The sequence below is a fragment of the Methanosarcina sp. MTP4 genome (assembly GCF_000970045.1).
Classification (GTDB): Archaea; Halobacteriota; Methanosarcinia; order Methanosarcinales; family Methanosarcinaceae; genus MTP4.
Window position 1 is genome coordinate 477,315 of the sequence record NZ_CP009505.1, and the last position, 13,894, is coordinate 491,208.

A 13,894-nucleotide genomic window follows, 5' to 3' on the forward strand; every position below is an offset into this window, starting at 1 on the left:
ATGTGTATAATTTTCGACATTCCCTCTCATGTTCCTGTTTTTTCCTTGTCAGGTGTTGAGAAGGCCGCCGCTATGGGAAGTAAGTAATTTAGTACCTATTTGACAATATATATATGTTTCTTTTTTCCTGACCAGTGTTTCCTTTGAAGCAGCTTGGAAAATACTTTTTTTTCCTTGAAATGGGATACTTTTCTTCTCTGTATTATCCCTCTTGAAATGGTTTTTCTCTCCGGTGGCAGTGATCAGGATCTCGGAATCTTTGATTTGGTCCCTGATATTGTTATTTGCTTTGCTTATCCGCACCGTGGAAATTCCGGACAGCCCGGATAACAGTTGATATCTCCTGAAAAAGGGAAGTTGAAAAGGGAAGTTGTTTCCTCTGGCGGTAAAAAAGTGGGGAAAATTACGGGTTCCTGGCGGCAGTCCATGCCGTGAAATCCCATGCTGGCTTCTGTCCGCGAAATGAACTCCTTAAAAGGAATACTTTCTCATTTTAACCTAATAAATGAGTTAAAATGTGTACTTAATGGTGTACTTTTTCCGTTTTAAGTGAGGGCACATTTCCCAGGTAACTATACATGCCTTCCGGGGTCTCCGGCAGGAACATTTTCCCCCTGAGTTTTTCCGGCAGGCACGCATAATGTTTCCGGGAGGATGTCTGATGCTTTATCGTATTTTCAGTGCTTTTCTATAATACCTATGTTAAACGCTCAGAGCATCGACAGATATTTATCGAGTTCCCAGGAGTGAACAACAGCTTTGTATTCGTCCCACTCGGCGGTCTTTGAGCAGAGGTAGTTTTCGAAGACATGTTTCCCGAGAGCTTTCTTTACGAATTTGCTCTGCTTCATCTCGTCGACTGCTTCCTTAAGGTTTCCGGGCAGGGATGCGATACCTTTTTCTTCACGCTCTTTTTCTGTCAGGTTGAAGATGTTGACGTTGGTCGCTTCTCCAGGCTCGATCTTGTTCTTGATCCCTTCGATTCCGGCTTTCAGCATGAGGGCAAAGGCCAGGTAGGGGTTGCATGCCGGGTCCGGGCACCTGAGTTCCACCCTTGTACCGTTGCCGCGGGTGGCTGGAATTCTGATCAGGGAACTCCTGTTGCTGGCGGACCAGGTCACGTAAATAGGAGCTTCATACCCCGGGACGAGTCTTTTGTAGGAGTTTACCACAGGGTTTGTTACGGCTGCAAATTCCCTTATATGCTTCATCAGCCCGCCGATGTAGTATCTTGCCTCGTCAGAAAGCTGGTCCGGAGTATCAGGGTCATAGAAGGCGTTTTTGCCGTCTTTGAAGAGTGACTGGTTGGTGTGCATACCCGAGCCGTTTTCGCCGAACAGGGGCTTTGGCATGAAGGTTGCATAGTAACCTTTGTGGTATGCGATGGACTTAACCACGTATTTGAAAGTGACCACATTGTCCGCCGTTGTCAGCACGTCCCCGAACCTGAAGTCTATTTCGTGCTGGGATGGGGCTACTTCGTGGTGGGAGGCCTCGATATGGAAGCCCATGTGCTCCAGGGCATAGTCAATGTCTCTCCTGACATCCTGGGCCCTGTCCAGGGGTGCGAAGTCAAAGTACCCGCCCTGGTCGGTAAGTTCGGTTGTGGGGTTTCCGTTTTCGTCCAGTTTGAAGAGGAAAAATTCGAGTTCCGGGCCAACGTTCATGGAGTAGCCCATTTTTTCGGCTTCTGCAATTGCGCTCTTCAGGACATATCTCGGGTCTCCCTCGAAGGGTTTCCCGTTAGGGAGGTAAACATCTCCGAGAATCCTGGCAACAGCCCCTGTTGAGGGTCTCCAGGGGAGAAGCCTGAATGTTGAAGGGTCAAGTACGAGCTTCATGTCTGATTCTTCGATTCGGGTGAATCCTTCAATGGAAGATCCGTCAAACATGACTCCGTTTTCAAAGGCCTCTTCGAGCTGTTCAACGGGAATTGCCCAGCTTTTGATAATCCCGAGTGTATCGGTAAACTGGGTCCTGATAAATTTTACATCACGCTCGACTACAGCCTGAAGTACATCTTCTTTAGTCTTAGGTATGTTGTTTGTTTGCACCATCTTGACGTCATCCTCACTAGGCATTAGGTAATCACTTACCTACCTCATAATATTTATAATTTTCTATTATTTTGGGGTTAAAACTTGGAAGGACGTTTTTTGAAAACTGGCTTTTTCCAGAAAATCGGGCTAAGAGATCCGCTAACATGTCCAGTTGACATCTCCTACTAACAGTTTCAGCTAACATATCCTATTGCACGAAGAAGCTCAACAGTTTCAGCTGACATATCCCATTAACAGGTCCCGCTAACAGATCTCATTCCCCTCGGTATAGATATTTATCATTTCACGTATATAATTCCTGAGTACCTTATAATCTCCAGAGGCCGGAACTTCCGGGATCTGGATGTCACGTGGTGGGGAGTATGCTTCAAGAAATAAACAAATTCAGACTCATTGTTTCGGTACTGATCTGTCAGTTTGCAGGGATAATTGGTTCGGTTTTTACGGTAACTTCCATTGAAAGCTGGTATGCTGCCATTGAAAAGCCTGCTTTCAATCCTCCGTCCTGGGTTTTTTCCCCTGTATGGATTATCCTGTATACCCTTATGGGGATTTCTCTTTACCTGATCTGGGAAGAAGGTCTGGAACGAAAAGAAGTAAAAGTGGGGATATTTGTTTTCGGGGTCCAGCTGGCACTAAATATCCTCTGGTCCTTTCTCTTTTTCGGGCTTCAGTCTCCTTTTTATGCCTTCATTGAAATCATCCTGCTCTGGCTGTCAATCTTCCTGACAATAATCCTCTTCGGCAGGATTTCAAAAACAGCTTCCCTTCTGCTGGTCCCTTATCTTCTCTGGGTCAGTTTCGCAGCATTGCTGAATTACCGGATCTGGGTGCTGAACCCGTAAAAAAATCCGGGGCTCTATGCCCTTGAGAGCTTGCGGTAAGTTTTGCGGGGCTCCATACCCCCCTAAAATATTTCTTCTTTTTTCGGTTTAAAGGGCACCACAGCCGCATCCCCGGGCAAGAAGAGTCGAAATCCTGTACTTTATGTGGTTTATGTCATCTTCTGACATCTCTTCGAGAAGGTCCTTATGTTCCTTTTCTATGTGCTTGAACATTTCTTTTTTTACCTGCTCGGCGTTGGTGCCGGTTGCAATAAAATTGCACCTGAATCCAAGATCTCCGCATTTTACTATCTTCATGGGATTCCCTCTTCTTTGCAAGAAATACGGGTAAAATTAATATCAAAAAAATAAGTTTTCTGTTTTTTATTCCGATTCCGGACCATGCTTTTATTCAATTGGTATGTTTCTTGCGCACAGGAAACCCTCTTTGTAAGGGACTTTAATCGTAAGCATACCTTTATTGTTCTTTGCTATGGCTTTTTCGGGATCTACGGGCCCATCCATAAAAAAGGACCCCAGGTACTCAACGTTATTGCTGAAGGCTTTCAGGTAAAAGCTGTTCTCATGCATCATGAGGGTTATGTTTTCATTTTCCACATCCGGCAATTCAACCTCAACTGTGAGGTTTTTATGCTCATCATCATGATACATTGCTATTATAGGAGTTTTCATTATTTTAGGTATCGGATTTTCCATAATACCCCTCCCCGGAAAACTTCGGTACTCCGGTTCTTGATTCCTGTTTACTGTTTCAGGCATTTATTCGATTTTCACGTCCACTGCATTTTCAAAGGGCTCCTGGTAGGGGACAGTGACCTTCAGAATCCTGCTTGAATAGGTGGTAGCGGCTTTGTCAGTGTTTACCGGGAAGCAAATCGAATAACTGTCTACGTATTCCACTCCCTTTTTTGTCGCTTTTACGTAGAAACCGTCTTCGCCCAGCTTGAAAGAAATGTTTTCTTTCTCAATTCCCGGAAGTATAACTTCAATCTTCAAATTTTCATCATCTTACAGCAGGATACCCCTTCCTCAAAAACCAGAGCCATCAGGCGAAGGTTTTAGGGAGGGGTGTTGACACTCGTCGTCACTCGTCGTCAGGATATGCGCAGATAGCTGGTGATAATTTCAAAACTTCTGCCATAAAACTCCCCCTAAGATCATAATCAGGTATGTATTATATAGATTTCTTATTCATATCTTTAAAAATCTTCTGAAGCGGCACATGGTCCTGTTTCTTTAGTTTAAGATGTTTCCAGTTTTTCTCAGTTTTTTTCAGATGCTTTCAGGTGGTTTCAGATTTTTTCATGCTTTTTCAGATGTCTTAGGGTGGTTTCAGGCAGTTTAAGGTGATAAGTTCCCGGAACTCTTCGATCCAAAAAAGTTTGATTTTGAAAGTTTTGATTCAAGAATTGTCGAATTTCATGTAAAAGTAGTAGGAAAGAAAATTGGGGGAAGTCCCTTTTAGATGTTAAGGATCCCCAGGTCCAGAAGAAGGGACAACACGATTGAAATCACGGAAAATACCGAGATTACCAGATAGTTTGAGCGTTCTTTGGAAACCGAGAGGCTCCAGAGCAGGTAATCGAGTCCTTCAATATCTTTTTCCGAGAGTTTCTGCTGGTTTCGGATTTTTTTAAGCAGTTCCAGGTCCTTTATGACGCTGAATCTGCGCTTTGCGATATGGTATCTGTGCATGAAGAACCAGAGGTATCCCGTGACCCCGAGATACCAGATCACTTTTGCGTAGAATGCGCTGTAGTGGTCAGCTATTATTATGGCCCTCAGAAGGACTGCGGATACGAGTCCGATCCAGAAATAAAACTTGATTACGGACGTACCGTATCCTCGAGGGATCTCGAAGTTTACGTTTTTTACATTGAATTCTGATACTGATTTGAATTCTGACATTATGGATACCTCCCGGGTTTAAAGTTGTTTTTACGGTCTGTTTTAATTAGCAATTTCGTCTTTTATTAAATTTTATCTCTGTTTTTTGCAGGTCTGCAGCCTGGCTTTTAAGGTTTTTGAGGTTTTTCTGGAATGATCCTTTTCAGGCGGTGTTTAATCCGGGAAGGAAATTAAGGAAATAAGAGAGGGATGCGTTTAGAGTGCATCTCCATCTCTTTCGCCTGTCCGGATCCTTATTACGGTTTCTACCGGGTAGACAAAGATCTTTCCATCTCCGATTTCTCCCGTGGAGGCCGTTTTCTGGATCACGTCGATAACCTGGTCGAGTTTATTATCCGGGATGACGATTTCTATTTTAGTTTTCGGAAGGAGGTCAACACAGTATTTCCTTCCTCTCCACTGCTGCACCATGCCTTTTTGTTGCCCTCTTCCTTTGACATCTGTCACGGTGAGGCTTGCAAACCCCGCTTCATCAAGAGCGTCTTTTACTTCATGCAATTTAGTGGGTTTTATGATTGCTTCGATCTTGTACATTCAGATCACCTCTTAGTCCTCTGCAGGCTGGTACTCAGGATATGCCCTGATGCCGTGTTCAGCGATGTCCAGACCCATGATTTCAACGTCTTCGGGCACCCGCAGTCCGATTACTGCGTCAATTATCTTGAAGAATATATATGACATTCCGAATCCCCAGATCATGCTGACGATTACAGCCACTGCCTGGATTGTCAGCAGCCCTATTCCACCGCCATAGAGCAGGCCCGGGACTTCAGCGGCATAGACCGCGTCTGCGAGGATTCCGTTCCCCATTCCTATGGAGAAAAGCCCTACTGAGAGCAGGCCCCAGCTTCCGCAGTACCCGTGTACTACAATCGCACCTACGGGGTCGTCTACCTTGAGGACGTTTTCGTTGAACATTACACCGAAATAAATCACGAATCCTGCAATGATCCCTATAACAAGGGATGCTGAGGGGCTAACAGATCCACAGGGAGCGGTGATTGCAACAAGTCCGCCGAGAAGCCCGTTTGCGGTAAGGGACGGGTCAGGTTTCCCGGTCTTCAGCCAGGTGATCAGCATTACTACGACAGCGCCCGCAGCGCCCGCAATGAAAGTGTTGGCAACGACAAGGTTCATGTAAGCGTCGTTTCCGTCAAGGGTACTTCCTCCGTTGAACCCTATCCAGCCAAGGGCGAGGATCAAAGTCCCGAAGAAAGCAAAGGCCAGGTTGTGACCCGGAATTGCCATAGGCTTTCCGTTTTTGAACTTGCCTATTCTGGCTCCCACAAGGAGTACTCCTGCAAGGGCTGAGTATCCGCCAATTGAGTGTACCACTCCTGATCCTGCAAAGTCGTGGTGTGCGACTCCAATTGCCTTGACGATCGGGCTTTCGGCTCCGGTCAGGAGTGCCATGTCAGCCCCGCTCCAGACCCAGTGCCCGTAAATTGGGTAGATTACTGCAACCATCAGGACACAGTAGACCAGGTAAGCCTTGAAATCGGTACGTTCGGCCATTGCCCCGGACACAACCGTTGCTCCGGTTGCTGCAAAGACCATCTGGAAGAACCAGCCGTTAAAGGTCGCGTTGTCGGCACCCATCAGGAAGAACTGGTTAGTCCCTACAAGGCCTGCTGCATCGGCTCCGTACATGACGCCCCAGCCCACGGCCCAGTAGACTAGGATTCCAAGAACCACGGTCATGAAGTTTTTCATGAGGATGTTTGCCGTGTTCTTGCTTCTCGTAAGCCCGATTTCTACCATTGAGAACCCGGTATGCATGAAGAATACCAGGGCACTTGCTACCAGGAGCCATACAAAGGTAAGAGCTGTCTGCACGTCAGAGATCGCCTGCGCGTTTTCCTCTGCCGTCACAGCTGCTCCCGGTGATGACAATGCAATAAGTATCACACAGGTTAACAATAATAATTTTCCAATCTTTTCCAGGTTTTTTAACATAATTCTCATTTGCCTCCTTCACTCGGCAACCGGTATCTGACTGTAGATTTAATACTATTTATAGTTGGCGCATAAACAAGGCTATATATACTTTATATTGGATTATTCCCCTCTTAAAAATAATAAATAACTTTTTTTTAGCTTATATATCTATATTTTCTCAAATTATTGTTTCTAAAAATCTTGTCATATTTTTTATAATATAATGTTTCCTTCGATAATCTGCTTATATAATACTTTACGTTTGTTTCTTTTATTCTGGAATGCGTGTACAAACAATTAATTCCGCACAAGAAGGCAATAATCCTTAATACGAGTTAGTTCGAGCAGAAGTTAAAAACAAAAAACGAAATTGATAATCGTATTATCATCAACGGTTCTCGGAGAAGTGTCCATCCCCGCAACAAGTTATGGGTATTCCGCTGAAATAAGTTTCAAAATCTTTTACAAAATCAGATTAAGAAGAGATTATGAAATTTTTGATCCAATTCCAGCAACCAAAAATTAAAAAATCGTTTTTAAAAAAATGTCTTGATTTTTTGTAAAGTTTGAACTTTAAACTATCGGCCCAAAGATTATGGAGAATCCAGCAAAAAATTCAGGTCCAATAGATACTGATACAAACCAATTCAATACCTCAATTGCGATTTCTATCATTGATTCTCACCATCCGTGTAGATACTTCTTAATCTGGTCTTATGCAAAGAAATTTATGTTGGCGAATATAAAGTCAAATACGTATAGCATGAAGCTCAGCATGTTTACTCCTCTGGCTTTTCCTTTTCATGTACCTGTTTTTCCTTCCATTCTGTACTTTCCTTATATCTAGAACTGGAAATAGCTAAGCAAAAACTGATTGAATGTGAAAATCATGAAGTCCAGCATTTTAATTTTCCCTGATATAATTTTGAGTAGTAGGGGGTGAGTTATTGATCGTGTCTGTAAAAATAGGTTCATTCGTCTTGTTTGCCCATATTTGAGGGCGTTTCTTTTGCTTATGATTCACAGTAGCTGCCCCCTAATACTCGATTTTATTCTTCTTTCTATACCTGGTTTTCTTTCATTCTGTTCTTACCTTATATGTAGAACTGGAAATAGCTAAACCAGAATTCATTGAATGCGAAAATTAAGAAGTCCAGCATTTTGATTTCCCCCTGATGTGATTTTGTTCTTCTTTCTATACCTGGTTTTCTTTCATCCCGTTCTTTCCTTAGATGCAGAACTGGAACCAGCTGCATATAAAGGTGTTAAATGCGAAAATCACGAAGTCCAGCATTTTGATTTCCCCCTGATGTGATTTTGTTCTTCTTTCTATACCTGGTTTCTTTCATCCTGTTCTTACCTTACATGAAGAACTGGAAAAAGCTGTATGCAAAGGTGTTAAATGCGAAAATCAAGAAGTCCAGCATTTTAATCCCCCCGAAACGGTTTTGTTCTTCTTTCTATACCTGGTTTCTTTCATCCTGTTCTTACCTTAGATGTAAAACTGGAAATAGCTAAACCAGAACTCATTGAATGCGAAAATTAAGAAGTCCAGCATTTTAATTCCCCCCTCCCCAATTATTTATATAATTTTTAACTATCTGTTATATTTTAGACATTTGCCCTCTTTAGGGCTTTTTTGCTGAATTATTTATTTGTAATGTTTTTTTGTGCAAATGACTGCATTAATATTTCAAGTATAGCTTCATTTACACCTCATTTTTGGATAAACCGTTTTTATATTATCCCCTTTATAAGTAGAATTTTTATATAATACGTTGGGAAATTATGATACTAATCGGATGTAAGTATCTCGTTTTCTTGGCAAACTTTGGTCCGATTAATATCGATTTTTCCAAAATAAGAATGTGATAAATAATGATGTATCATATGAAAGCTTTTTAAGAATCTAATATTCTACTTTTTTATCTTTTCTTCTTGAATATTATATTTTTGTATTCAGTTTCTATATATAACTTTTGTATTATTTTTTCGGAGTTTAATTTTTTTAGTTAACATATTTCTTTACACATTTTAACCGACTTTGAAATCTCCAATTTGTTTAAATAATGTCTTATTTTGGTATTTTATTAATAGTCTCTTTTTCAGATGCCCCGGTCGGTTTTTATTCGTTCCTTTTCATGAGATCTGCTGCTTAGAATCAACTTCCTCCAGGGTTCTATATTATTATTTTTTTCCGGATTTTTTAAATACAAATCCTTATATATTATTTATAGTATATTATCTACTGGGGAAATTCGGGCGGTGGTTCTATTTGCCATTTTATCTTTTTATTGGCATGTTATCCGTCCGAATGCTAAAACTTTCCATTAAAAAAAGTAAGCTTGAGTTTCCGTGTATTGTTAATTCCGTCATTTAAACAGGAATTATATAATATTTAAAGGGGGGTATAAATAGTGCCTAAGAAGAACACGACAATCGCTATAACTTTCATTATATTTTTATGGAGTCAATTCTATGATTCCATTTTGCAATTCTTCTTCTGGAGCTAAGGTATTCAAAAATTAAGACAATATCCCAGTTGGAGAAACGCATCGAATTTGAACATGATTTTACCGGTCTCCTGAAACCATTTTTTTTCGTGTCTTGAGAGGCCTGTTAATACAGCAAAATCTGTTAACCAGATTTTCTGTACTTTTTTGTAAAAATTCTCTCCTGTTAACTAACTTGATTTGGCTTCTTCTCTCGAAAGCTTTGTTCGGCTTCTTTATGAGCACTTTTTTGTTGTATGATGTTTAACGGTGCCGGTCTTAATGGAAAAAATAATAGAGCATAGATTAAAATGGATTTTTGTACATAATGCCTAAAAGCAATCGACGTCACGCATGTGACTTTTTCTAATAATTGCATGTCAAATGTTTTGGGGAGGGGGGACTGTAAGTAGAAACACAACTGGTTTGCCTGTGGGGGAGCCTCCGCTTGTTGAAGTGGCTAATGTCAGGAAAAGCTATGTTCTTGGGGGTGCGGAAGTTCCGGTTCTCTCGGATATCAACCTCAAAATCAACGAGGGGGAATTCCTGGCTATTATGGGGCCTTCGGGTTCCGGAAAGAGTACTCTTGTGAACCTTATCGGTTGTCTTGACAGGCCTACCGAGGGACAGGTCCTGATCAGGGGGCGGGACATCCATAAAATGCCCGATGAAGAACTGGCCCGGCTCAGGGGGCTTGAGATCGGTTTTGTTTTCCAGACTTTCAATCTTGTCCCGCGTCTGACTGCTCTGGAGAACGTACTGCTCCCCACTTATGCCAATTCCAGGGAGCGGATTGATTCTCGAATCCGTGCAACGGAACTTCTTAAACAGGTGGGGCTGGAAGACCGCATGTACCATAAACCCGGGGAGCTTTCCGGTGGCCAGTCCCAGAGGGTTTCAATTGCGAGAGCCCTTATCAATGACCCGGCTCTTCTCCTTGCGGATGAGCCCACGGGAAATCTGGATTCAAGGACCGGGGACGAGATCCTGGGGATGTTTGCAGAGATCAATAAGGAGGGCAGGTCCATAGTGATGGTCACTCATGACCCGGAAATTGCGAATTATGCAGACCGAATAATTCTGGTAAAAGATGGGGTAATTAAACATAATTAAGGTGGGGAATATGAAATTAATACGAAGCCATGTTGTTGCAGTTGCTTTTTCTTTTCTTTTGGTTACTCTGGTTTTAGCATTCCCGGCTTCTGCCAGTGTAGGGAGTGCAAACCTGAAAGTCACAATAATCGAGACCAGCCCCTATCCTGCAAAGATAGGGCAGTACCTGACCCTCACAGTCCAGGTGGAAAATGTAGGAGGGGATAAAGCTGAAAATGTCGATATCAGAGTTGTGCCTGAGTATCCTTTTTCCCTTGACTCTTCTGCAAACGCAGTGCGGAACATCGGAGCTCTCGGTCCCGGTAGGACTGCTACAAAGGAGATTCATCTTTTCGTGGACAAAGGTGCCAGGAAAGGGACTCGTTCTATCGACATCTACAGCAGGCCCTCCGGGGATAGCCCGTGGAGTGAGGAGACTTTTGATATCAGGATAGGTACCGAAACTTTTGATAGCAAAGGTACCGTGGAACTCAAAGAGATTGTCTCGGAGCCTGAGGTCTTCATGCCCGGAGACCGGGGGACTGTCACCCTGACCCTCTGTAATACTGCAACAACGCCTACAGTTACTATAGGTGGGGAAGATTTCGATACTAATGCCCGGATCCAGTCTGCAGTCCTTGAGACTTCAAACGACGGCATAACGGTTTCCAGTGCCCCTTACGTTGAGATGGGCCTGCTCGGTCCCGGGGACAGCATTGACCTTACTTTCAATGTGGAGGTCGGTGAAGACGTCGGGGGCGGGACTCACAACCTCGTACTTGCCATCGAGGGGAATTCCTTTGACTACAGCAGCCGGAAGAATGTTCCCCTCGAAGTTGACTCTTCCAATGTAAGAGTGATCCCTTCAAAACCCCTGGAAATGGTTGACGGGAAGGCAATCCTTGAGTTTGATGTGGCAAATACCCATCCCAATGAGTTCAGTTCCGTGAGCATCAAACCTGAAGCCGAGGGAGTTGAGTTCTACCCGGCCGAGTATTTCATAGGTCCCATGGATCCGGATGAGCTCTTCACAATCGAGTTCGATGCCACTTATGGAAATCCTGTGGGTGGATATGGGGGTGACAGGGAGCCGATAAATATGTCCCTTACTGCAAGTTACAGCAACGGGATTAACAGGCATGAAAATATTGCCGGAAATCTAGAACTTTCAACGGGTTCTCCTGAATCGGACTCTCTTGAATTTGACTCCGGGGCAGCTGTTGCGGGTGGGGTTGTTGCCCTCTTTGTTCCCGCAGCTCTTCTTTTTTACAGAAGAAAAAAGCAATGATGCGGGTTGAAAGTTGACGGAAGTTGAAAGTTAACGGAAGCTGAAAGTTGGCTGGGTGTCATATTATTTGGGGGAAAATATGATCAAATTCGCACAGGCAGCCCGGATTGCTCTGGGGAGTATAGGCAGTTCCAAGCTTCGGTCTGCCCTTACAACCCTCGGGATAGTGATAGGGGTAGCTGCAGTTGTTATTAATGCATCTCTGGGTGCCAGTTTTAATCAGTTTTTTGCTGATGAGGTTTCATCCGTAGGCTCGAATTTCATAATTGCATATAGCAAGCAGCCTAACCTGTTCTATGATAATGAACTTGAAATAATCGAAAACACTCCCGGAATTACCGGGATTTCGCCTAGAAAAATGATGTCTGGAGAACTAAATTACCTTTCCGAGACAAAAAACGTGGATATCGTAGGGGTTGAGGAGGAATTTCGGGAGATCCAGGACCTTCAGATGGAAGAGGGCAGTTTCCTGACGGATAAGGACAGTTATGCGGCGGTGCTCGGGTATGACATGGCAAATGAGGAGTTTGGCAGGAAAATTTCCCACAGGAGCACGGTGGAAATCGCTTTTCGACAGGAAGACGGCACTCTTGTGAAAAAGGATTTTAAAGTGAAAGGGATCTTGCAGGATTCAAAAGAAACCATTGTCGGAGGAGACGGCAGTACTGATCTGCTGGTTTTCATCCCGGTTTCTTCCATGAACGAGCTGGCTGGAGAACAGGATTACGGGGCTTTCTTTGCCATGGCAAACAGTCCTGAAAATGTTCGTCAAATCTCGGATGAAGTTGATGAAAGGCTGGCCCGGAATTTCGGAATTCCGGACAGAGACCTTGAAAAGGAAGATGTAAAGCCCTACGAAATCTTTAACCAGGCTGATATCCTTGAACAAACCGAAGAACTGGGAAATGCACTCAGTTCTTTCCTGCTGGTCCTGGCTTTGATTTCCCTTTTCGTCGGCTCCATCGGGATCATGAACATTATGCTCGTTACCGTCACGGAACGCACCCGGGAAATCGGGATCATGAAGTCAATCGGTTACAGCCGTTCCAACATCCTTTCTCTTTTTTTGCTTGAATCCGTGATGGTAAGTTTCTTAGGGGGAATCGTGGGTACAGCTATCGGCGGCTTAGGGGCTTACGCCCTTGAAAATTTCCTCAAACTCCCTCCTGTCTTCCCTCTCACACTTATTGAAATCGGAGTGCTGGTCTCAGTCCTCGTCGGAATACTCGCAGGCTTCTACCCTGCCCGAAAAGCTGCAAACATGAATCCCGTAGATGCCCTGAGATATGAATAAAGATGCCCTGAGGTATAGAATAAGGAATTATGAAAAAATATTCTGAAAAGGGAGATGAAAAAGGAATCTGAACAGGGAATTTCCCACTTCCACCTGGAAATCCCTATCTTTTTCCTTCTCCTCTCTTCAGAAAACCGGTGGTTAAAAGCCAGAAGTCTGATACATTGCCAGTGAAAATTTCTAACTTTTATCTAACGTACATCTGTTGCCATTCCTTAGTCCGCTTGAGTGAGCGCAGCGAGCGAAACGGACCGCGTACTGTTGTGATTTCATCGCAACTAAAAGAAAAATCAAAGATTTTTCTGATGCAGAGCCGCAACTTGGCTGGCGCAACTAGACTGGGCAACTAGACTCGGCCAATTCGGCTGTTTCTATCAGTTTTTTTTCGGCTGCCGTAAGTTTTAAGTATTTTATTATTTATTGTATTTTTACTAAATACTAAATATAGTAAATGGGGTTAAATGACCTTTCATGGATGAAATTGACAGAGAATTCATTGCTTTCTATCAGAACGTCGGCAAAGCCTATGGGATGGACAGTCTGATGGCCACCATCTTCGCACGGGCTTTTATCGAACCCGGGGAGCTGGCTATGAGTGAGCTCGCTGAAGAAACCGGTTACTCCCTTGCTTCGGTGAGCAATAAGATCCGGCAGCTTGAACCTTCAGGCTTAATTGCCCGAAGTACAAAGCCGGGCACCAGGAAGGTCTATGTTCATACCGACAAAGATATCCTGAAAATTGCTCTGGGGCAGCTGCTAAGGGCAAGGGCTAATGAAACCCAGCCTGCTGCTGTTGAAATTCCTCGTATGATAGAACGCTTTGAAAAGGAAGAGTTGAGCGAAAAGCAGCAGGAGAAACTTGAGATCCTCAGGCGCTACCATCGGGATATGCTCAAGCTTGATTCCGCGCTTGAGGAAATGCTCGAAAAACTTGAAAAGCTCAGCCGGGAAACCTGAGTTTTCTATGGGTCCCGGCT

The 13,894-nt window shown here is 43.6% G+C and carries 13 protein-coding genes; 5 read left to right on the top strand and 8 right to left on the bottom strand.

All coding sequences use genetic code 11. From position 1 onward, the window contains the following. Window positions 1-48: 48 nt before the first annotated feature. Together MSMTP_RS19590 and glnA are read right to left on the bottom strand one after the other, a co-directional pair. Window positions 49-303, bottom strand: coding sequence for a hypothetical protein (locus MSMTP_RS19590; protein ID WP_048177486.1), 255 nt, complete (start codon window positions 301-303; stop codon window positions 49-51). Window positions 304-710: 407 nt separating this feature from the next. Next, window positions 711-2,081 carry a type I glutamate--ammonia ligase gene (gene glnA, locus MSMTP_RS02160; RefSeq protein WP_231582890.1) on the bottom strand — a complete coding sequence of 457 codons (1,371 nt, stop codon included), beginning with the start codon at window positions 2,079-2,081 and terminating at the stop codon, window positions 711-713. A gap of 341 nt (window positions 2,082-2,422) precedes the next feature. Here glnA and MSMTP_RS02165 point away from each other — a divergent pair, with 341 nt between their 5' ends. Continuing rightward, window positions 2,423-2,905, top strand: a complete 483-nt coding sequence (locus tag MSMTP_RS02165) for a TspO/MBR family protein (protein ID WP_048177489.1) — start codon at window positions 2,423-2,425, stop codon at window positions 2,903-2,905. Window positions 2,906-2,992: 87 nt separating this feature from the next. Here the strand turns inward: MSMTP_RS02165 and MSMTP_RS02170 are convergent, their stop codons facing one another. The 6 genes from MSMTP_RS02170 to MSMTP_RS02195 all read right to left on the bottom strand — a co-directional run bounded on the left by MSMTP_RS02170 (window position 2,993) and on the right by MSMTP_RS02195 (window position 6,769). Then, entirely contained in the window at window positions 2,993-3,202 is a 210-nt protein-coding gene (locus MSMTP_RS02170; RefSeq protein ID WP_048177491.1) for a DUF1059 domain-containing protein, read from the bottom strand. Window positions 3,203-3,292: 90 nt separating this feature from the next. After that, a complete protein-coding gene (locus MSMTP_RS02175; protein ID WP_048182505.1) occupies window positions 3,293-3,601 on the bottom strand; it encodes an Hsp20/alpha crystallin family protein in 309 nt (102 codons plus the stop codon). Between the two features lie 63 nt (window positions 3,602-3,664). Then, entirely contained in the window at window positions 3,665-3,901 is a 237-nt protein-coding gene (locus tag MSMTP_RS02180; RefSeq protein WP_048177493.1) for an Hsp20/alpha crystallin family protein, read from the bottom strand. A gap of 465 nt (window positions 3,902-4,366) precedes the next feature. Beyond that, window positions 4,367-4,813, bottom strand: a complete 447-nt coding sequence (locus MSMTP_RS02185) for a hypothetical protein (protein WP_048177495.1) — start codon at window positions 4,811-4,813, stop codon at window positions 4,367-4,369. 195 nt (window positions 4,814-5,008) lie between these two features. Then, window positions 5,009-5,347, bottom strand: coding sequence for a P-II family nitrogen regulator (locus MSMTP_RS02190; RefSeq protein ID WP_048177497.1), 339 nt, complete (start codon window positions 5,345-5,347; stop codon window positions 5,009-5,011). Window positions 5,348-5,359: 12 nt separating this feature from the next. Further along, window positions 5,360-6,769, bottom strand: a complete 1,410-nt coding sequence (locus tag MSMTP_RS02195; RefSeq protein ID WP_048177498.1) for an ammonium transporter — start codon at window positions 6,767-6,769, stop codon at window positions 5,360-5,362. 2,906 nt (window positions 6,770-9,675) lie between these two features. Here MSMTP_RS02195 and MSMTP_RS02200 point away from each other — a divergent pair. From MSMTP_RS02200 to MSMTP_RS17800, 4 genes are all read left to right on the top strand, one after another. After that, entirely contained in the window at window positions 9,676-10,356 is a 681-nt protein-coding gene (locus tag MSMTP_RS02200; protein WP_231582891.1) for an ABC transporter ATP-binding protein, read from the top strand. Window positions 10,357-10,366: 10 nt separating this feature from the next. Continuing rightward, window positions 10,367-11,623, top strand: a complete 1,257-nt coding sequence (locus tag MSMTP_RS02205) for a COG1361 S-layer family protein (protein WP_048177503.1) — start codon at window positions 10,367-10,369, stop codon at window positions 11,621-11,623. 79 nt (window positions 11,624-11,702) lie between these two features. Beyond that, window positions 11,703-12,917: an ABC transporter permease gene (locus tag MSMTP_RS02210; protein WP_048182508.1), complete on the top strand. Its 1,215-nt coding sequence runs from the start codon at window positions 11,703-11,705 to the stop codon at window positions 12,915-12,917. Between the two features lie 471 nt (window positions 12,918-13,388). Next, window positions 13,389-13,874 (top strand): GbsR/MarR family transcriptional regulator, encoded by a 486-nt coding sequence (locus MSMTP_RS17800; protein WP_052718249.1) that lies wholly within the window; start codon window positions 13,389-13,391, stop codon window positions 13,872-13,874. The last annotated feature ends 20 nt before the right edge of the window (window positions 13,875-13,894 follow it).

Excerpts from the sequence above, each read along its gene's own strand:
- MSMTP_RS02190 (WP_048177497.1), bottom strand. The coding sequence starts at position 5,347 with ATGTACAAGATCGAAGCAATCATAAAACCCACTAAATTGCATGAAGTA.
- MSMTP_RS02205 (WP_048177503.1), top strand. The coding sequence starts at position 10,367 with ATGAAATTAATACGAAGCCATGTTGTTGCAGTTGCTTTTTCTTTTCTT.
- MSMTP_RS02210 (WP_048182508.1), top strand. The coding sequence starts at position 11,703 with ATGATCAAATTCGCACAGGCAGCCCGGATTGCTCTGGGGAGTATAGGC.
- MSMTP_RS02195 (WP_048177498.1), bottom strand. The coding sequence starts at position 6,769 with ATGTTAAAAAACCTGGAAAAGATTGGAAAATTATTATTGTTAACCTGT.
- MSMTP_RS02165 (WP_048177489.1), top strand. The coding sequence starts at position 2,423 with ATGCTTCAAGAAATAAACAAATTCAGACTCATTGTTTCGGTACTGATC.
- MSMTP_RS02170 (WP_048177491.1), bottom strand. The coding sequence starts at position 3,202 with ATGAAGATAGTAAAATGCGGAGATCTTGGATTCAGGTGCAATTTTATT.
- MSMTP_RS02175 (WP_048182505.1), bottom strand. The coding sequence starts at position 3,601 with ATGGAAAATCCGATACCTAAAATAATGAAAACTCCTATAATAGCAATG.
- MSMTP_RS02185 (WP_048177495.1), bottom strand. The coding sequence starts at position 4,813 with ATGTCAGAATTCAAATCAGTATCAGAATTCAATGTAAAAAACGTAAAC.
- glnA (WP_231582890.1), bottom strand. The coding sequence starts at position 2,081 with ATGCCTAGTGAGGATGACGTCAAGATGGTGCAAACAAACAACATACCT.
- MSMTP_RS17800 (WP_052718249.1), top strand. The coding sequence starts at position 13,389 with ATGGATGAAATTGACAGAGAATTCATTGCTTTCTATCAGAACGTCGGC.